The organism is Streptomyces sp. NPDC001536, assembly GCF_042894505.1.
Taxonomy (GTDB): domain Bacteria; phylum Actinomycetota; class Actinomycetes; order Streptomycetales; family Streptomycetaceae; genus Streptomyces.
In genome coordinates this window covers 345098-363453 of the sequence record NZ_JBIAVQ010000006.1, presented here as the reverse complement: position 1 = coordinate 363453, position 18356 = coordinate 345098, and the positions used below count along the sequence as shown (strand labels likewise).

General features: G+C 70.7%; 16 protein-coding genes. 5 read left to right on the top strand and 11 right to left on the bottom strand.

Annotated elements, in window-relative coordinates; translation table 11 throughout:
* Positions 1-202: 202 nt before the first annotated feature.
* On the bottom strand, positions 203-1438 hold the full coding sequence (locus ACFY0U_RS19520) for an Ig-like domain-containing protein (RefSeq protein WP_388636975.1): 1236 nt from the start codon (positions 1436-1438) through the stop codon (positions 203-205).
* Between the two features lie 353 nt (positions 1439-1791).
* Positions 1792-3894, bottom strand: coding sequence for an MMPL family transporter (locus tag ACFY0U_RS19515; protein WP_388637211.1), 2103 nt, complete (start codon positions 3892-3894; stop codon positions 1792-1794).
* A 199-nt stretch (positions 3895-4093) separates the two neighbouring features.
* Here ACFY0U_RS19515 and ACFY0U_RS19510 point away from each other — a divergent pair, with 199 nt between their 5' ends.
* Positions 4094-4504, top strand: a complete 411-nt coding sequence (locus ACFY0U_RS19510) for a VOC family protein (RefSeq protein ID WP_365397296.1) — start codon at positions 4094-4096, stop codon at positions 4502-4504.
* On the opposite strand, the gene ACFY0U_RS19505 is transcribed toward ACFY0U_RS19510, so the two are convergent.
* The 5 genes from ACFY0U_RS19505 to ACFY0U_RS19485 form a co-directional block, all read right to left on the bottom strand.
* Positions 4501-5169, bottom strand: a complete 669-nt coding sequence (locus ACFY0U_RS19505; protein ID WP_388636972.1) for a response regulator — start codon at positions 5167-5169, stop codon at positions 4501-4503. The two genes, ACFY0U_RS19510 and ACFY0U_RS19505, sit on opposite strands and share 4 nt — an antisense overlap.
* A complete protein-coding gene (locus ACFY0U_RS19500; RefSeq protein WP_388636969.1) occupies positions 5166-6347 on the bottom strand; it encodes a sensor histidine kinase in 1182 nt (393 codons plus the stop codon). The genes ACFY0U_RS19505 and ACFY0U_RS19500 overlap by 4 nt, the downstream gene beginning before the upstream one ends.
* 115 nt (positions 6348-6462) lie before the next feature.
* Entirely contained in the window at positions 6463-7221 is a 759-nt protein-coding gene (locus ACFY0U_RS19495; protein WP_388636966.1) for an IclR family transcriptional regulator, read from the bottom strand.
* Positions 7218-8591, bottom strand: a complete 1374-nt coding sequence (locus tag ACFY0U_RS19490; RefSeq protein ID WP_388636963.1) for an alpha/beta hydrolase family protein — start codon at positions 8589-8591, stop codon at positions 7218-7220. Before ACFY0U_RS19490 ends, ACFY0U_RS19495 begins: the two co-directional genes overlap by 4 nt.
* Before the next feature lie 89 nt (positions 8592-8680).
* Complete coding sequence (locus ACFY0U_RS19485; protein ID WP_388636961.1) at positions 8681-9106, bottom strand: MarR family winged helix-turn-helix transcriptional regulator; 426 nt, start codon at positions 9104-9106, stop codon at positions 8681-8683.
* Positions 9107-9325: 219 nt separating this feature from the next.
* Here ACFY0U_RS19485 and ACFY0U_RS19480 point away from each other — a divergent pair, with 219 nt between their 5' ends.
* From ACFY0U_RS19480 to ACFY0U_RS19465, 4 genes are read left to right on the top strand one after another with little or no spacing between them, the layout of a single operon-like run.
* Positions 9326-10243 carry an SDR family NAD(P)-dependent oxidoreductase gene (locus tag ACFY0U_RS19480; RefSeq protein ID WP_388636958.1) on the top strand — a complete coding sequence of 306 codons (918 nt, stop codon included), beginning with the start codon at positions 9326-9328 and terminating at the stop codon, positions 10241-10243.
* Positions 10244-10245: 2 nt separating this feature from the next.
* Positions 10246-11130, top strand: coding sequence for an amidohydrolase family protein (locus tag ACFY0U_RS19475; RefSeq protein WP_388636955.1), 885 nt, complete (start codon positions 10246-10248; stop codon positions 11128-11130).
* 10 nt (positions 11131-11140) lie between these two features.
* Positions 11141-12655 carry a long-chain fatty acid--CoA ligase gene (locus tag ACFY0U_RS19470; RefSeq protein WP_388636952.1) on the top strand — a complete coding sequence of 505 codons (1515 nt, stop codon included), beginning with the start codon at positions 11141-11143 and terminating at the stop codon, positions 12653-12655.
* On the top strand, positions 12652-13107 hold the full coding sequence (locus ACFY0U_RS19465; RefSeq protein ID WP_388636949.1) for a MaoC family dehydratase: 456 nt from the start codon (positions 12652-12654) through the stop codon (positions 13105-13107). Before ACFY0U_RS19470 ends, ACFY0U_RS19465 begins: the two co-directional genes overlap by 4 nt.
* On the opposite strand, the gene ACFY0U_RS19460 is transcribed toward ACFY0U_RS19465, so the two are convergent.
* From ACFY0U_RS19460 to ACFY0U_RS19445, 4 genes are read right to left on the bottom strand one after another with little or no spacing between them, the layout of a single operon-like run.
* A complete protein-coding gene (locus tag ACFY0U_RS19460; protein WP_388636946.1) occupies positions 13098-13928 on the bottom strand; it encodes a PaaX family transcriptional regulator C-terminal domain-containing protein in 831 nt (276 codons plus the stop codon). The two genes, ACFY0U_RS19465 and ACFY0U_RS19460, sit on opposite strands and share 10 nt — an antisense overlap.
* A gap of 23 nt (positions 13929-13951) precedes the next feature.
* Positions 13952-14803: a hypothetical protein gene (locus ACFY0U_RS19455; protein WP_388636943.1), complete on the bottom strand. Its 852-nt coding sequence runs from the start codon at positions 14801-14803 to the stop codon at positions 13952-13954.
* Positions 14803-16479, bottom strand: a complete 1677-nt coding sequence (locus tag ACFY0U_RS19450) for a PHP domain-containing protein (RefSeq protein WP_388636940.1) — start codon at positions 16477-16479, stop codon at positions 14803-14805. The genes ACFY0U_RS19455 and ACFY0U_RS19450 overlap by 1 nt, the downstream gene beginning before the upstream one ends.
* A gap of 20 nt (positions 16480-16499) precedes the next feature.
* Positions 16500-18323: a LamG-like jellyroll fold domain-containing protein gene (locus ACFY0U_RS19445; RefSeq protein ID WP_388636937.1), complete on the bottom strand. Its 1824-nt coding sequence runs from the start codon at positions 18321-18323 to the stop codon at positions 16500-16502.
* Positions 18324-18356 lie beyond the last annotated feature (33 nt).

Below are 18356 nucleotides of genomic sequence, written 5' to 3'. Positions count from 1 at the left end.
AGGTGCGCGGGTGATGCGACAGCGCGCCCAGAACCGTCTGAGAGCGCTCTCAAAGTGGGCCCAATGTGCTCTCGGTCACTCGGGTCGTCAAGAGGTGTAACCGTGAAAGTCCTTCGGGGGCGGGGGAGTTCACCCCATGAAGCCGTGAATGTGCCGAGAGGTCGCCTCGCCGGAACCCGAGGCGTCCCCGCTCTCACCGGTGCTACAGCGCGCTGCCCGCCTTCCAGTCCTCCCAGGACAGGTTCCAGCCGTTGAGGCCGTTGGCCGGATCCACGGTCTGCTCGCCGGAGTTCTTCACGATCACGACGTCGCCGAGCATGGAGCTCTCGTAGAACTCGTAGCCCGGGACCGATCTGTCGTTCGCGCCCTTGGCGTCGTGCAGCCCGACACAGCCGTGGCTGGTGTTCTGGCTGCCGAACACCGAGGCGGACGCCCAGTAGTTGCCGTGGACGAAGGTGCCGGAGGTGGTCAGGCGCTGGGCGTGCGGGACGTCGGAGATGTCGTACTCGTCGCCGAGGCCGACCGTGGAGGACTCCATCCGGGTCTCCTTGAAGCGTTCGCTGATCACCATGATCCCGGACCAGGTGGTGTGGTCGGCGTCGCCGCCGGAGACGGGGTAGGTGGCGTGGGTCGCGCCGTCCCGCTTCACCACCATCTCCTTGGCGGCCAGGTCGACCGTGCTGATCTGCTCGCGGCCGATATGGAAGGTGACGTCCTTCGACTGCGTACCGTATACACCATTCTGTCCTTCGACGTCCTTCAACCGCAGACCGAGGGTGATCGTCGTGCCGGCCGCCCAGTACGTCCGCGGCCGGAAGTCGAGCCGGGTGTCGCTGAACCAGTGCCCGACCACCTCCACGGCCGGATCCGCCGTCACCGTGATCGCCTTCTCCACGGCGGCCCGGTCGGACACGGCGTGCGTGAAGTCGATCGACACGGGCATGCCGACGCCGGAGGTCGAGTCCGCCTCGGGCGTGAAGTAGCCGACGAAGGTCTCGCCGGGCGACTTGGTGGTGAAGGTCGCGGTCTCGGCGTCCACGCCCTCGGCCTGCGCCGTGACCGTGTACTTGGTGCCCGAGTACGGGTTCCGCGTCGACGTCCACTTCGTCTTCGCGTCGTTGAACGTCCCGGCCAGCGTGGAGCCGTCGTTGCCGGTGACCTTCACGGAGGCCAGCGTGCCGTCGGTCACGGAGACCTCGACGGGTTCGCCGAACGCGGCCCTCCTGGTGCCGTCCGCGGGGCTCACCGAGACGACCGGCTTCGTCGTCGTGGCGACCTTCGCCGACGCCGACGACTTCGCCCCCTCCGTGGCGTCCGCCGACCCGCCGCACCCGGTCAGCACCGCGGCCGGAACCACGCCCAGCACGGTGAGCACCCCGCGCCGCGACCACCTCCGCGACGCCTGGTCGGACCGGTTCGATATGTGCGAGACGCCCACGGCAGGCCTTCCTGAGATATCCGCCTTTGCCCGTGCATCCTGCGCCGCGCACATGTGCTGATCCTTTGAATCCCCGGGCCGCTTCCTGAGATTCCTGTGAGGACCCGCTCGGGGGAGGCCGCTACCACGAGTCCAGGAACTCCATGACGGCGTTCAGGATCCGGTTTCTGCGGCGGTGGGACTTGCTGCAGTAGCGCCGCCGGCGCCATCGGCTTCTCGGCTGTTCGACCGGTCTGCGGCACCACTTGCACGGCCGCGTCGGCCGGTTCCCCCCGTTGCGCATGGCGGCACTGTAACCGGCGTAAGGGAGGGGACCCGGCCCTCGGGCCAGGTCCCCTGTGCGCCGACTGCTGTCAGACGTTCGTCGGCACATGCGGTGAGGGCGACGCCTCCTCGCTCAGCCCGAACCGGTCGTGCACCCGCCGCAGCGGCTTCGGCGCCCACCACGCCCGACGCCCGAGCAGCGCCATCGTCGCCGGGACGAGCAGCATGCGGACGACGGTGGCGTCGATCAGCACCGCGAGGGTGAGGCCGAGTCCGATCTGGAGGATGGGGGAGAAGCCGCCCGTCATGAAGGCCCCGAAGACCACGGCGAGCAGCAGCGCGGCGCACGTGACCACCCGGCCCGACCGGCGCAGTCCGGTGACCACGGCCTCCTGGTCGTCACCGGTGCGGCGCCGGGCCTCGCGCATCCGGGCCAGGATGAACAGTTCGTAGTCCATGGCGAGCCCGAAGGCGATCGCGATGATCAGCGGCGGCGCCGTCAGACTCAGTGCGCCCAGGCCCTCCGCGCCCAGCAGCCCGGCCAGGTGGCCGTCCTGGAAGACCCACACCACCACACCGAGCGCGGCCCCCAGGCTGAGCAGCGTCGTGGCGATCGTGCGCAGCGGGATCAGCACCGAGCCGGTGAAGGCGAACAGGAGGAGGAAGATCCCGGCCAGGACGGTCACGGCCGCCCAGGGGGCCCGGTCGGCGAGCATCTCGCGGAAGTCGACCAGCCTGGCCGCGGGGCCGGTGACCTGGACGGGCTCGGCGCCCCGGATCTCTCGTACCTGCTTCACCAGGTCCGTGGCCCCGTCGCCGTCCACGCTGCCGGGCGGCGGCAGTTCTACGACGGTGATGCCGCCCGGTACCTCCCGGGACTCGGCGCGAGGGCTGAGCGACTGTATGCGGTCGACGGTCGACCGGTCAGTGCCCGGCTTCAGGACGACCGTCACCGGTGACACCCCGGTGCCCGGCGGAAAATGGGCGTCGACGGTGTCGTACAACTGCCGTGCCTCGGTGCTCGACGGCAGTTGCTGGGCGTCCCCGAGGTTGATGCGCATACCGGTGACCGGCAGGGCGAGCACCAGCAGGGCCGGGACGATCACCGCGAGGACGGCGATCCGGTTGCGGGCGGAGAAGCGGGCCAGACGGGCGAAGACGCGGCCCTCCTCGCCCTCCGGACGGACCTTCGCCGGCGGGATCTTCCCGCCGAAGCGGGCGAGCAGCGCGGGCAGCAGGGTGAGCGCGGCCAGCATGTCGACGACGACCACCGCGGCCACCGCCAGGCCCATGCTGCGCAGGAACACGCTCGGGAAGACCAGCAGCCCGGTCAGACTGACCGCCACGGTGAGCCCGGAGAACAGCACCGTCCGCCCGGCCGCGGCGACCGTGCGGTGCACGGCCTCGGTCACGTCGTCGGTGTTCCTGCGCTCCTCGCGGAAGCGGACCAGCATCAACAGGGCGTAGTCCACGGCCAGTCCGAGGCCCAGCATGGTGGTGACCTGGATCGCGTACACGGAGATGTCCGTGACCTCGCTGAACAGGAACAGCGCGAGGAACGCGCCCGCGATGCCGCTCACCGCGATCACGAGGGGCAGCGCGGCCGAGCGCAGCCCGCCGAACACCACGAGGAGCAGGGCGAGGACGACCGGAAGGGAGATCAACTCGGCGTTCTTCACGTCCTCCTGGGCCTTCTCGCCGATCTGGAGACCGAGCAGCGGGCCGCCGCTGACGTGGACCTCGGGTGCGTCGATCTCCTTGATGCGGTCGGACGCGTCGTTGACCGTCCGTTCCTCGGCGTCGTCGTCCAGACCGCCCTCCAGGGCGACGGGGATGATGAGCGCCCGCCCGTCCTCGGCGAGCAGTCCTGGCGTCCGGTACGGATCCGGTACGGCGGCGACGCCGGCGACCTCCCGGACCTCGGCGACGGCCCGCTCGACCTGGGCGCGAAGTCCCGGGTCGGAGACGGCGGTTCCCTCGACGACGGCCGTGATCGACTCACCGGCGGGGTCGACCCGGTCGAGGTACTGCGCGGCCGCCTCCGACTCGGTGCCGGGGACCTCGGGCACGTTGTCCGACAGGCGCCCGAAGACACCCGTCCCGAGCCCGAAGCCGAGCAGCAGGAAGACCACCCAGAGCGCGATGACGGTGAGCGGACGGCGCGTGGCCGTCCGGGCGAGTGTGGAGAGCACGGTCCCTCCCGGCGGGGCATCGGTTGACATGCCCTCAGGCTCGTGCGGGAGGGGGTGGTGCCGGATCGCCGGAGGGAGCGGTTTCCGGGGCTCCGTCGCACGGGGGAGAGGGCCGTCCCTCTCCCTCCCGGGAGGGAGGAATGAACCGCACCGGTACCGGAGTTGATCACAGCACCATCCGCGATCCCGAGGAGCCGCCATGTCCGACGCACCCGCCGTCCGCGAACTCCGTCTCGTCGTCACGGCCGAGGACTACGACGAGGCCCTGCGCTTCTACCGCGACGTCCTCGGCCTGCCCGAACGCGCCGCGTTCTCCTCGCCCGACGGCCGGGTCACCATCCTGGAGGCCGGCCGGGCCACGCTGGAGATCACCGACCCGAACCACGCCGCGTTCATCGACGAGGTCGAGGTCGGGCGCCGCGTGGCCGGACCCATCCGGGTCGCCTTCGAGGTCGACGACTCCACCGCCACCACGGCGAGACTGGCCCAGGCCGGCGCCGAGGTGATCGCCGAACCGACCCGCACCCCCTGGAACTCCCTCAACTCCCGCCTGGAGGCACCGGGCGCGCTCCAGCTCACCCTCTTCACCGAGCTGGGCGACCAGGCCTAGAGCGCGCCCGGCGTCACCAGGCCGGTCTCGTACGCGCAGATCACCGCCTGCACCCGGTCCCGGAGCCCCAACTTGCTCAGCACATTGCTGACATGGGTCTTCACGGTGTGCTCGCTCACGAACAGGGCCGAAGCGATCTCGGCGTTGGACAGGCCGCGGGCGAGCATCCGCAGCGTCTCCACCTCGCGCGCGGTCAGCACGTCGAGGCGCTGCGGGGTGACGTCGGCCGCGGCCTCCTCCCGGCGCCGCTTCACGATGTCCGCGACCAGCCGCCGGGTCACCGCGGGGGCGAGCAGCGAGTCGCCGGCCGCGACCACCCGGACCGCGTGCACCAGGTCGTCGCGGCGCACGTCCTTGAGCAGGAAGCCGCTGGCACCCGCGTACAGCGCCTCGTACACGTACTCGTCCAGGTCGAAGGTGGTCAGCATGACGACCTTGCACGCGGACTGCGCGCACACCAGCCGGGCCGCATCGAGGCCGTCCATCACGGGCATGCGGATGTCGAGCAGCAGCACGTCGGGCGTGTGCCGCTGCACCGCGGCGACCGCCTCCGCGCCGTCGCCGGCCTCGGCGACCACCTCGATGTCCGCCTGCGCCTCCAGGATCATGCTGAAGCCGCTGCGGACCAGCTCCTGGTCGTCCGCGACGACCACCCGGATGCTCACCCCGGCGCCGCCTGCCGGTCCACCACGGGAAGACGTACGACGACCCGGAAACCCCCCTCGGGGCCCCGCCCGGCGCGCGCGTCACCGCCGCAGGCCGCGGCCCGCTCCCGGATACCGATCAGCCCGTGCCCACCGCCCGGCACCGCGGGACCCCGTCCGTCGTCCGTCACCGTCAGCGTCAAGGCATCCTCCGTCCAGTCGAGTTCGACGGTCGCGCAGGAAGCGTACGCGTGCTTGACCGTGTTGGTGAGGGCCTCCTGGATCACGCGGTAGACGGCGATGTCGCTGTCCGGCGGCAGCGGCCGCGGCGCGCCCTCGGTACTCAACTCGACGCGCAGGCCGGTCGATTCACGGACCTGCCGGACGAGTGCGGGCAGCGCCTTGATGCCCGGCTGGGGTGAAGTGCCGTTGCGCTGCTCTTCCTTGAGGACGCCGAGGATCCGCCGCAGCTGCGACATGGCGTCCCGTCCGGCCGCCGCGATCGCCTCGAAAGCGGCCTCCGCGCGCGCCGGATCACTGCGCACCACGACCGGCCCGGCCTCGGCCTGCACCACCATCAGGCTCACCGCGTGCGCCAGGATGTCGTGCATGTCCCGGGCGATCCGGGCCCGTTCCTGCGCGGTCGCCCGTGCGGTGTCCGCGGCCCGCTCCCGCTCCAACCGCCGGGCCCGGTCCTCCAGTTCGGCGGTGTAGGCGCGCTGGACACGGGCCAGCATCCCGAGGGCGTACGCGCAGGCGACGCTCAGCAGCTGGAAGGCGTACTCGAAGGGCTGTGCGCCCTCCTTGTGGAGCATGGTGACCGAGACGCCGATCGCCCAGCCCACCAGCATGAAGCGCCGCTGCCAGGGCGTACCCCGGGCGGCCATGGTGTAGAGGACGACGAGCCCGCCGTACATCACGTCCGGCGGCGGGGCGTGGTGGACGGCCTGGGCGGGGGTGGCCACCGACACCGCGCACGCCGTCACGAACGGGGCGCGGCTGCGCCACACCAGCGGGAGGGCCGTGGCCGCGCCGAGCAGCCAGCCGAGCGGGGTGAGCCGGTCGTCCCCCTCGTCGGGGAAGATCCATTGCAGCGAGACGGCGAACAGGACGAGCGCGGCGAGCGCCGTGTCGACGACGTACGGATTCGTCGTACGCAGCCGTGCGGCGACCGGCGCGAACCAGGACTGGGCGGACATGAGCGGCTCCTCGGGGCAAGGGCCGTACCAGTATCGCGACGGGTGCCGGGCCCTGCCTCGCCGGTGAGAGGGATATCCGGGGCTGGTCAGCGGAGCACCGTCGGGGCGTTCTCGGTCAACCGCTGAGCGAGGACGGCCGCCACCCCAGCGCCCGCGATATGCCCCGCGCCGCGACCCGCACCGCCGGCACCAGCACCGGCACCTGCGCGTCGACCTGCGGTACCACGACCGACACGGCGGCCACCACCGCCCCGCCCGTCCCGCGTACGGGGGCGGCCACCGACAGTGCGTCGTCGGTGACCTGACGGTCGCTCACCGCCACCCCCGTGCGCCGTACGTCGGCCAGGGCCCGGCGCAACCGTGCCGGGTCGGTGATGGTGTACGGGGTGAAGGAGGCCAACGGGCCCGCGCAGTACCGCTCCTGGAACTCCGGGGTCTCGTGCGCGAGCAGGGCGAGGCCGACACCGGTGGCGTGCAGCGGCCAGCGGGCGCCGACGCGGATGTGCACGCCGACCGCCGAACGGCCCGACAGCCACTCGATGTAGACGACCTCGGCACCGTCCCGCACGGCCAACTGCACGTTCTCGTGGCTGGCTTCGTACAGGTCCTCCAGGTACGGCAGCGCGATCTGGCGCAGCGCGAGCCCGCGCGGGGCGAGCGCCGCGACCTCCCACAGCCGCAGTCCGACGTGGTACACACCGGACTCGTCCCGCTCCAGGGCGCCCCAGTCGGTGAGGGCGCCCACGAGCCGGTGGGCGGTGGTCAGGGTCAGCCCGGCCCGCCGGCTGATGTCCGTCAGGCTCAGTGCCGGGTGTTCGTGGTCGAACGCGGCGAGCACGGACAGCAGTCGGTCGGGCGCGGAGCGGACGGTCATGGCCGGGCGTCTCCCGGGTGGGCGAGGTCGTACGGGCGGGGGTAGGCGGTGGGCCGGTAGCTCACGTATCGGGGTTCCGTCGTGGAATCCTCCTGTGCGGCACGGGTGTTGAGGGCCTGCGGCGAGGCGTCCCAGCGGCCGGTGTCCAGGCGGTCTTCCAGGGTGTGCAGGGCGCCGATCATCTCACCGGTGGTGAAGGTGCAGTGGCCGGGCCCGTCGACGTAGGCCTGGCTGAGCAGCTTGCCCGAGTGCGCCGCCGTGGCCGCCCGTCGGTAGGCGCTCTCGGCCTGGACGGGGATCAGGGCGTCGCCGGTGGTGTGGATGTTCAGCTGGGGGTCGGTGAGCCGGCCCGAGAGCGCGCTGGTCTGCCGCATCCACCGAACGGCCTTGGTGTCGGCGGAGATCCGGGGTGCGCGGTTGAGGGCCTCGAGGTCGGCGCGCAGGGCGAGGCCCGCCTCCTTGTAGAGCTCCGTCACCTCTTTGAACAGCGGGGACCGGGCGAGCATCGCCGAGTAGTCGACGCCGGTGTTCCAGGACATGTTGCCGCCTGCCCGGCTCTCCGCCTCCTGCCGCCAGCTGAAGGCGGGGAGCCTCAACAGGCCGGAGACGGCCGCGTACTGGTTGGCCTGCTGGGCGTTCCAGTCGGTGGGGGCGGGTTCGGTCTGGGAGGGGTCGTTGTAGCCGGGGATGTTGTGCAAGGCGGCGGCCAGCGCGATACGGGCCCGGCCCGCGGGGGTCTGCTGGGCGTCGGTGACCTTCGCGGAGAGCGCGTTCGCGGCACCGACGGCCGCCGACTGGTCGGCGAAACCGGCGAGGGGGATGTCGGCGTCCGGCGCGAGCAGCGTCTTGAGCGCGAACACCGGGTCAAGGGTGCTGTTCCAGTTCGCGACACCGCCCTGCACCAGACCGCACATCGACAGCGAGCCGTCGAACCGGTCGGCGTGCCGCTCGGCGAGCGTCGTCGTGACGAAACCGCCGTACGACGTGCCCCAGGCGATCGTCTCCCGGGCCTTACCGAACTTCTCCGTGAACAGGTCCAACGTGGCCAGTTGGTCCGGCACGGCGTCCGTGATCGCCCAGCCGTTCGCCGCGTACGAGGAGCCGATGAGTGCGTAGCCCTCGTCGAGGAGCTCGGAGAGGGTGGCCGAACTGGGTGCGTTCTGCGCGGAGATGGGGGCCGCGGCGGGGCGGTAGCCGTGGCTGTAGAGCAGCACGGTGCCGTTCCAGTCGGCGGGGACGTCCATCAAGTACTTGGCACCCGAGGGGAGTTGTCCTTCGAGGTGGGTGTCCGTGGCGGTGGCCTGCGCGGGCACGGCGACGGCTGCGCACAGGGTCGCGGTCAGTACGGCGAGAGCGGTGGGGGTTCTCAACACGAGGTCCCTTCCGATGCGGGGGCGGGGGTGTGGGACGCGAGTGAAGTTAGGCAATTCTCATATCGCCGTCAATCATTTGCACAACATCAGTTGAGCCCGTCCTCCGCGATCCGCAGCAGCAGCCCGTGCAGGGCCTCCCGCTCGGTGGCGTCCAGTGGGTCCAGGAGCTCGTTCGTCACCCGCAGGCCCGCCTCGTCGGTGTCGCGCAGGAATCCGCGGCCGTCCTCGGTCAGGACCACGATCCGGCTGCGGCGGTCGTCGGGGGAGGGGCGCCGCTCGGCGAAGCCCAGCTTCTCCAGGTCGTCGACCAGGCCGACGATCGCGCTCGGGTCGTAGCCGAGCCGATTGCTCAGCTCGCGCTGGAGCGCGCCGTCGGCACCGGCGAGGAAGCGCAGCACCGCGTAGTGGCGCAGCCGCAGCCCCGACTCCTGGAGGAACGTGTTGAACAGCTGCCCCGAGCGCAGCCCCAGGCGGTACAGCAGATAGCCGGTGTCGGCGTGCAGCCCGCGCATCCATGGCTCGTCCGCGTCGATCGGGTTCGGGTTCGTGACGTGCTGGCGTGTGATGGCGGGCTCCCTGGGTCGGTCTGTCGTGCAGATTCCAGCATGACCCACCCGTAGGTCATCAACAACTATTGACGTCAACAATTATTGCTCTTAGCTTCGATCTCGGCAGCGGAGCCGCACGGCGGCCTCGCGCCCCCCGCATCAGCTCGTGAAGGGACTTCCCCCGTGCCCAGCATCGATCTCTCCGGCAAGGTCGCCGTCGTCACCGGCAGCGGCCGGGGCCTCGGCCTCGCCTACGCGCACGCCCTCGCCGCCCACGGAGCGTCCGTGGTGATCAACGACGTCGACGAGGCGGTGGCCGAGGCGGCCGTGAAGTCCATCACCGAGGCCGGCGGCACGGCCGTCGCCGAAGTCGTCCCCGTCGGCACCACCGAGGCCGCCGAGCGACTCGTGAACCGGGCCGTCGAGGAGTTCGGACGGATCGACATCCTGGTCACCAACGCCGGCATCCTGCGCGACAAGGTGCTCTGGAAGATGTCCGACGACGACTTCGACGCGGTGATCACCACCCACCTCAAGGGCACCTTCACCTGCGCCCGCGCCGCCGCCGTCCGGATGCGCGAGCAGGGCGAGGGCGGCTCCCTGATCCTGGTCGGCTCCCCGGCCGGACAGCGCGGCAACTTCGGGCAGACGAACTACGCCGCCGCCAAGGCCGGCATCGCCGCCTTCGCCCGCACCTGGTCCATGGAGCTGGGCCGCGTCGGCATCACCGTCAACGCGATCGTGCCGGTCGCCGCGACCGCGATGACCGAGACCATCCCCGCCTTCGCCCCGTACATCGAGGCCATGAAGAACGGCGAGCCGCTCCCCGACTTCCTCCGCAAGGGCGAGGGCTTCGGCACCCCCGAGGACTGCGCGGCCCTCGTCCCCTTCCTCGCCTCCGAGGCCGCCCGCTCCATCACCGGCCAGGCCATCGGCATCGGCGGCGACAAGGTGGCACTCTGGTCCCACCCGCAGGAGATCAAGACGGCCTACGCCGACGGCGGCTGGACCCCCGACACGCTCGCCGACGCCTTCCCGACGTCGGTCGGCGCCGAACTCCAGTCCGTCGGCATCCCGGCGCCGAAGCTTCCGGAGGCGTGACCATGGCGAACCTCAACGTCGAGGAACTCGTCGCGATCGACGTCCACACCCACGCGGAGGTCTCCTCCAAGGGCCACTCCTCCCTGGACGACGACCTGCACGACGCCTCCTCCGCCTACTTCAAGGTCGAGGGCAAGCGGAAGCCGACGCTGGAGGAGACGGCCGCCTACTACCGCGAGCGGAAGATGGCCGCGGTCATCTTCACGGTGGACGCGGAATCCGCGACCGGCACCGCGCCCGTCCCCAACGAGGAGGTGGCGGAGGCGGCGGCCGCCAACTCGGACGTCCTCATCCCCTTCGCCTCCATCGACCCCTTCCGGGGCAAGGCCGGGGTCAAGCAGGCCCGCCGGCTGGTCGAGGAGTACGGGGTGAAGGGCTTCAAGTTCCACCCCAGCATCCAGGGCTTCTTCCCCAACGACCGCTCGGTGGCCTACGACCTGTACGAGGTCATCGAGGAGACGGGCACGATCGCCCTCTTCCACACCGGCCAGACGGGCATCGGCGCGGGCGTGCCGGGCGGCGGCGGGATCCGGCTGAAGTACAGCAACCCCCTCCACGTCGACGACGTGGCCGCCGACTTCCCGCACCTCAAGATCATCCTGGCCCACCCGTCCTTCCCCTGGCAGGACGAGGCGCTCGCCGTCGCCACCCACAAGCCGGGCGTCCACATCGACCTGTCCGGCTGGTCGCCGAAGTACTTCCCGCCGCAGCTCGTGCAGTACGCGAACACCCTGCTCAAGGACAAGGTCCTCTTCGGCTCCGACTTCCCCGTCCTCACCCCCGACCGCTGGCTCGCCGACTTCGAGAAGCTGTCGATCAAGGACGAGGTCAAGCCGAAGATCCTCAAGGAGAACGCCGCCCGTCTGCTCGGGCTGACGAAGCCGTAAGGGGCCCTACATGCGCAACGAGGGACTGGGGTCATGGCCCGCACGCCGGGCCCGCAAGACCCCGCACCGCACGGCTCTGGTCCACGGCGAACAGTCGACCGACTACCGCACATTGCATACACGCACCACGCGCCTGGCCCACGCCCTGCGCGCCAGGGGTGTCCGCCGCGGCGACCGGATCGCCTACCTCGGCCCGAACCACCCCTCCTACCTGGAGACCCTGTTCGCGGCCGGCACCCTCGGCGCGGTCTTCGTCCCGCTCAACACCCGGCTGGCGGGCCCGGAGATCGCCTACCAGCTCGCCGACTCCGGGGCGAAGGCGCTCGTCTACGGCCCGTCGCACGCCGGGCTGGTCGCCGGCCTGCCGGGCAGCACCGACGTACGGACGTACGTCGAGGTCGGCCCCGAGTACGAGGAGGCGCTGGCGGCGGCCTCCGACGAGCCGATCGACGAACCGGTCGCCCCGGACGACACCTGCATCATCATGTACACCTCGGGGACGACCGGACGCCCCAAGGGCGCCATGCTCACCCACGCCAACCTGACCTGGAACGCGATCAACGTCCTCGTCGACACCGACCTGATCGCCGACGAACGCGCCCTGGTCTCCGCCCCGTTGTTCCACACGGCCGGCCTGAACATGCTGACGCTCCCGGTGCTGCTGAAGGGCGGCACCTGTGTCCTGGTCGAGGCCTTCGACCCGGCGGCCACCTTCGACCTGATCGAACGGCACCGGATCACCTTCATGTTCGGGGTGCCGACGATGTTCGAGCAGGTGGCCCGGCATCCGCGCTGGGCCGGCGCCGACCTCACCTCCCTGCGGATCCTGACCTGCGGCGGCTCCCCGGTGTCCACACCGCTGATCGCCGCGTACCAGGAGCGGGGGCTGACCTTCCTCCAGGGCTACGGCATGACGGAGGCGAGCCCCGGCACGCTGTTCCTGGACGCGGAGCACGCGATCAGCAAGGCGGGCTCGGCGGGCGTACCGCACTTCTTCAGCGACGTACGGGTGGTGCGGCCCGACCTCACCCCCGTCGACGTCGGCGAGACCGGCGAGGTCCATGTCCGCGGACCGCATGTCATGCCCGGCTACTGGGGGCTGCCGGAGGAGACCGCCGCCTCCTTCGCGGACGGCTGGTTCCGCAGCGGGGACGCCGCCCGGATCGACGAGGACGGTTACGTGCACATCGTCGACCGCATCAAGGACATGATCATCTCCGGTGGTGAGAACGTCTACCCCGCCGAGATCGAGGACCTGCTCCTCTCCCACCCCGACATCGTCGAGTGCGCGGTCATCGGCGTGCCGGACGACAAGTGGGGCGAGGTGCCGCGCGCGGTCGTCGTGCCCCGCGAGGGTGCCTCGCTCGACGCCGACGAGGTGCTGGCCGCCCTGTCCGGCCGCCTCGCCAAGTACAAGATCCCGAAGTCGGTGGTCATCGCGGACGAACTCCCGCGCACCGCCTCCGGGAAGCTCCTCAAGTCCCGTGTCCGTACCCGGTACGGCAACAGTGAAGGAACCTCATGAGCATCACCGTCAACGGCATCGACGAACTCAAGAAGCTCGCGGGCAGCGACCTCGGCACCAGCGAGTGGATCGAGGTCACCCAGGAGCGCATCAACACCTTCGCCGACGCCACGGGCGACCACCAGTGGATCCACGTGGACCCGGAGAAGGCGGCCGAGGGCCCCTTCGGCGCCCCGATAGCCCACGGCTACCTCACCCTCTCCCTCTTCATCCCGCTCTTCACCGAGCTGCTGGATGTCCAGGGCGTCACGACGAAGGTCAACTACGGCCTGAACAAGGTCCGTTTCCCCTCGCCGGTGAAGGTCGGCTCACGCATCCGCCTGGCCGGGAAGCTGGCCGAGGTCGAGGACGTGGCGGGCGGGGTGCAGATCACCGTCGACGGCACGATCGAGATCGAGGGCGGGGCGAAGCCGGCCGCCGTGCTCCAGAGCCTGTCGCGCTTCTACGCCTGATCAGGGCGTACGGGCACCAGGTCGAGGAGACGTTCCGAGGCGTCCCGCGCCAGCGGGGTGAGCCGCTCGTGCACCGCGCGGAACGTCTTCTCGGCCTGCTCGGCCGGCCAGTCGTCCGGCAGGTGCTTGACCGGCAGCCGGGGGTCGCGGCGGATGACCCGCAGCCACTCCGCCTGGAGGAGCAGCCGCTGGGCCAGGGCCTCGTCGGCCTCCGGTGCCCGGGTCTCCCACGGTTGCCAGCGTCGTACGAACTGCTCGTAGCGCTCGGCCAGTTCGGCCAGCTCCCAGGTCTCCTCGATCATCGCGCCGATGTCCATGCCGATGTCGGCGTGGGCGCGGAAGACCTTCACATGGGCGGACAGGCCCAGGTCGGCGACGAGTTCCGCCACGTCGACCTCGCCGGGCGCGATCCACAGACCGCTGAACAGCGGGCCGAAGCCGCTCCAGGTGAGCTTGGAGCGCAGGTCGTGGCGCTGGCGCTGCCAGGACTCGGGCAGGGAGAAGCCGAGCAGGGTCCAGGTGCCGTCCCACTGCCGGTTGACGGCGCCGGTCTGCCAGATGCGCCGCTCGCCGTCGCGCAGGACGGCCGCCGAGTGCTCGGTCAGCCCGAAGTACATGCGGCGGCCCTCGCGCTGGCGGCGCAGCAGACCGCGGTTCACCATGCGGGTCAGCGTCGAGCGCGTCGCCTGCTCGCCGATCCCGGCGCGGGCGAACACGTCGATGACGCTGCCCGAGTACACGCAGACGTCACGCCCGAGTACCTGGTCGCCCAGGAACGTGAGCATGAGGGACTGGGGCCGCAGCGACTCTTCCGTGGTCACGCGGCCACCGTACCTCGCTCCGATCAGCCTGTGACCTGGCGGTACGAGTACACGGCCGTCGCCAGTGCGCAGGCGCCCGGCGGAATCATCTCCGCTCGGAGCGTGCCGCTGTGCACGTCGTAGTCCACGCCCTCCGTCTCGAAGGTGCCCGTGCACGTGCTGCGCTGCGGCAGCGCGAACAGGCTTTTCACCGCACCCGTGATCGGCTGCCCGTCCAGTTCGCGCGGCAGGTCGACCTGGAGGAGCGGACGGATCTCGGGGAACAGCGCCCCCGTCGCGTCGTTCGAGGCGCACACCAGGCGGGTGTCCGTCACGAAGTCGCAGCCCTGGATGTCGCGCACGGGCTTGTCCAGGGTGATCTGCCAGGCCTCCTTCAGCGCCCCGCCGGTGGGCGGGGTGGCCGGGTTGAGCAGGGGAGCGGGGAAGACCTGGAGTCGGTTCTGGTCGCCCCACTCGCCCGACACCAGCCACTGCCCGTCCGGCGAGACGGTCGCGAAGGAGTTGTTCAGCTTCTCGCCCGGGTTCAGCTGATGGACGTACTCGTAGCGCTTCCTGGCCGGTGTGATGACCGCGAACATCTTCGAGGTGGCCGTGTCCGGGCCCTGGTAGGCGTCGAACGTGTACCCGCGCGCGATGTCCGGGTCACCGACGTGGTTCCAGCCCTTGAGCCTGAGGTCCAGCGGGATGTCGGTGAGCCCGCGGTACAGCAGCGAGCCGTCCGCGCGGCTCGCCAGTCCCTGTCCGCCGCCGAGCGTGTCCGTGTAGGCGGTGCCGGTCTCCACCCAGCGCGGTTCACCGGTCGCCGACGCCGTGCCGGCCGTGCCCAGCACCAGCGACCCCAGTAAGCAGCCCAGGGTGAGGAGATGACGCTTCATCAGGCACCTGCCACGTCGATGAATACGGGGTTGGAATAGAACCACGTATCCGCCCACGGGTCACCGTTCCCGGGCTCGTGCGGGATCGGCCCGTTCGGGTCGACCGAGGCCCCGAGGTAGCCCGCACCATGGCGGTTGCCGTCACTGCCGCGCAGCCGGACGTAGAAGGACTCGTCCCCCGCGGTCAGTGGGATGCGCAGGGTGTACGTCCCCTTGCGGCCGCCGACGTCCTTCGTGTGTACCACCTTGGTGTCAGGTGCCTTCCAGCTGTCCCGGTCGGTGACCGCGCCGCGTACCGCGCCCCGGATCACGTCGACGTGCTGGAGCTCGGGCAGGATGCCCTGTGCGTTGGGGCGGGAGGCGGTCGTGACGGTGACGTACAGGCTGATCCGCTCGCCCTTGCGGACCCTCAGCCGGCCGCCCAGGGTGACGCCACGGCCGGCGTCGCAGTCCCGCTTGACCCGGACGTCCAGCCCGTCGAGCAGATGCCCGTGGTCCAGCCAGACGCGGCCCGCGCGCAGGCCCGCCATGACCGCGCGGTAGCCGTAGCGGGTGACACCGACGTGGGTGCGGCTGAACTGGCCGGGCCAGAAGTCGCTGCCGGGCTGCGGGGTGTCGGTGTTCACCGGGTCGGGGAGCCTGCCGGTGTTGTCGAAGTTCTGGCCGGTCGGCCAGTCGCCGTTCTTCCAGGTGTCGAAGACGGTGCGGTGGTTGTCGGAGTTGGTGGTGATCGAGAACAGCCGGCCCTCGGCCAGCAGCGCGTCCCACAGCCCGCCGACGGTCGCCGTCGCCCAGTCGAAGCCGCCGTAGGTGAGATAGGCGTCCGCCGGATAGCCGGACCAGGACTGGGCGGACGGCTTGTTCTCGTACTCGCCGCGGATCGAGGTCGCGCCGCGCCAGCCGGGGATGGCGGCGCCCTGGGCGCCCGGTGCGCCCTCCATGCCGATCATGATCTCGGGGGCCGCGTCCCGCCAGTTGCGCATCTCGTGCGGGGAGTCGATGCCGAGCCGCAGCGGGTGGTTGGCGAGGACGAGGACGTCGTCGACATAACCCGAACGGCGCTGCTCCGCGAGCCACTTGATCGCCTTGACGGCGTGCGCCTCGTTGCGCGCGGTGTCCGTCGCGCCGGCCGAACCCTCGGTGTAGCCGAGCAGCTTGCCGTCGTAGGCGAGCTCGAACTGCGTGAGGAGATCGACCTCGTGGGGGCCGGGCGCCGCGAACACCGTGCAGTGCTCGGCGGCCGGGATGTACCACTCAAGACCCTGGAAGATCAGCTGACGCGGGTTCTCCGCGCGGGCCTTGAGGATCTCCTGGTGCTCCAGCTTCGCGCCGTAGGAGGCGTGTCCGAAGTTGGAGTGCTCGTTGAACACCATCCAGTCCAGGCCGTACTTGGCGGCCGCCTTCGCCTGCTGGGAGAACGTGTACTTGGCGTCGTGGCTGTAGACGGAGTGGACGTGGTGGTCGCCCACCAGATACGCCAGACGCGGGTCGTCGCCGCCGAAGCGCTGCGGGGAGGCGGCGGAGGCGGTGGCGGGCACGGCGGTCGAGCCGAGGGTGAAGGCGGCGCCGAACAGGCCCGCGCGGCGCAGGAGTCCGCGTCTGGACAGGCCCTGCGGATCGAGTGCGGCGGGCGAGACGGAGGGGTCGGCCCAGTCGGGCAGCTGCTGCTCGGTCATGGTGATCCTCGTGAAGGGGGTCAGTGCGACATGAAGGAGGTGACGGGCAGCGCCCGTTCGACGATGCGGACGTCTCCGAGGCGTCCGTGCAGGATCTGGTCGATCTTCCCGCCGTACTCGTAACCGCCCAGCAGCCAGGGGAGTCCGACGGAGGTGATGCCGATCGAGGTCGCCTTCGGGTTGCGCACCACGGGGCAGCCCTCGACGTAGAGCGTGGTGTGCCTGCCGTCGTTGACGACCGCGAGGTGCCACCAGGTCTCCAGCGGGGTCTCCTGGCCCCAGTTGGTGGCGATGCCCTCCTGGTTGAGCGGGCGCATCGCCCACTGCGGCTCACGGTCGTTGGACAGCGACAGCGTGGCCAGCGGCTCGTCGGGGTCGTCGCCCGTCTTGCCGGCGGCGCCGCCCGTGCCGGTGCGGCTGACGATCCCGGACCAGGCGTGGTGGGAGGGGTCCCAGTCGGCGGGGAGGCGGTAGAAGGCCTCGATGGTGTAACCGGCCTTGAAGGTCGCCGAGTTGAGCGGGGCCCCGTCGACCGTGCGCAGGTAGGCGCCCTTCAGGGGGGACTTGTAGCCCTGGAACTCCAGGCTGCCGTGCCCGGGTTGGTCGGGGTGGTGGTCGGCGGACCAGCCCAGTGTGCCGCCGCCGACGGTGACCAGGGAGAGGTCGTTGCCGCGGCCGGACAGGTCGCGGACGGTGTCCTTCGGCGCCGACTCGAAGCGCCAGTAGGCCACCGTGCCCGGTATCAGCAGCCGCGACACCGGCCGCTCCGCCCGCGCGGGCACCGGCGCGAAGCCGGAGAACCGCTCGGCGAAGTCGACCTCGACCGTGAACCGGTCGGCGTCACCGCTGAGTTCGATCTCCTGCCGCTCCAGCTCGTTGAGGCCCTTGCCGGCCCGGCCCAGGATCCACGGTGAGACCGTCTCGACGTCGATGACGTTCCGGTCGAGGTCGAAACGGTAGAGGCGGATCATCGCCGCTCCGCCGAAGTAGCGGTTCTGGTAGTTCGTCAGATGGAGGTGGACGTCATGTCCCGCCGCGTTCTTGCGGGTTGCCCGGCCGGCGGGCCAGTAGTGGCCGTTGAGGGTGAGGAAGATCTGGTCGTGGTCCTCGATCAGCTGGTCCCACAGCTGCTGACCGTATGCCGACAGGGCGTCGTCCTCGACGACCAGTTCATGGGTGGTGAGGATGACGGGTGTCTTCGGGTGCCGGGCGAGGACGTCCTTGGCCCACGCGTACCCCTTCGCCGACAGCCGCCAGTCCAGCGCCAGGACCATCCACTCGCGGCCCGCGGCCGTGAAGAGGTGGAAGGTGTTGTAACCGTCCGAAGAGGCGCCGCCGTAGGTGGACCTGCCCTTGAACCGGTCCGGCCCGAAGGCCTCCAGGTACGGCGTCGAGCCGCGCTGGTCGTCCGTCGACGACTTCACGTCATGGTTGCCGGCGAGGACGCTGTAGCCGACACCGCGCCGGTCCAGCAGCTTGAACGCCTCGCTGATCGCGGCGACTTCGGCCGCCGCGCCGTTCTGGGTGAGGTCGCCCAGGTGGGACAGGAAGACGAGGTTCTCGTCCTTGCCGTGCTCCAGGAGATAGCGCAAGGACGCCTCCACGGGCGCCTTGTCGATGCTCGGGCCGTCGAAGAGGTACTGCGTGTCGGGCATCACCGCGAGGGTGAAGCGCCGGCTGTCGGTGTCGGGCCGCCAACGGCTCTGCGCGGCGGCCTCGGCCACGCCCGGCAGTGCGACGCCGGCCGTGGCGGCGGCACCGAGCAGCGCGGTGGCCCTCAGGAAACTGCGGCGTCCGGCGCCCGCCTGGGCATGCTCGGACCCGTGCTCATGCGAAGTGCACACGTGTGCTCCGTAAAAGGGGTGAAAACCGGTGGA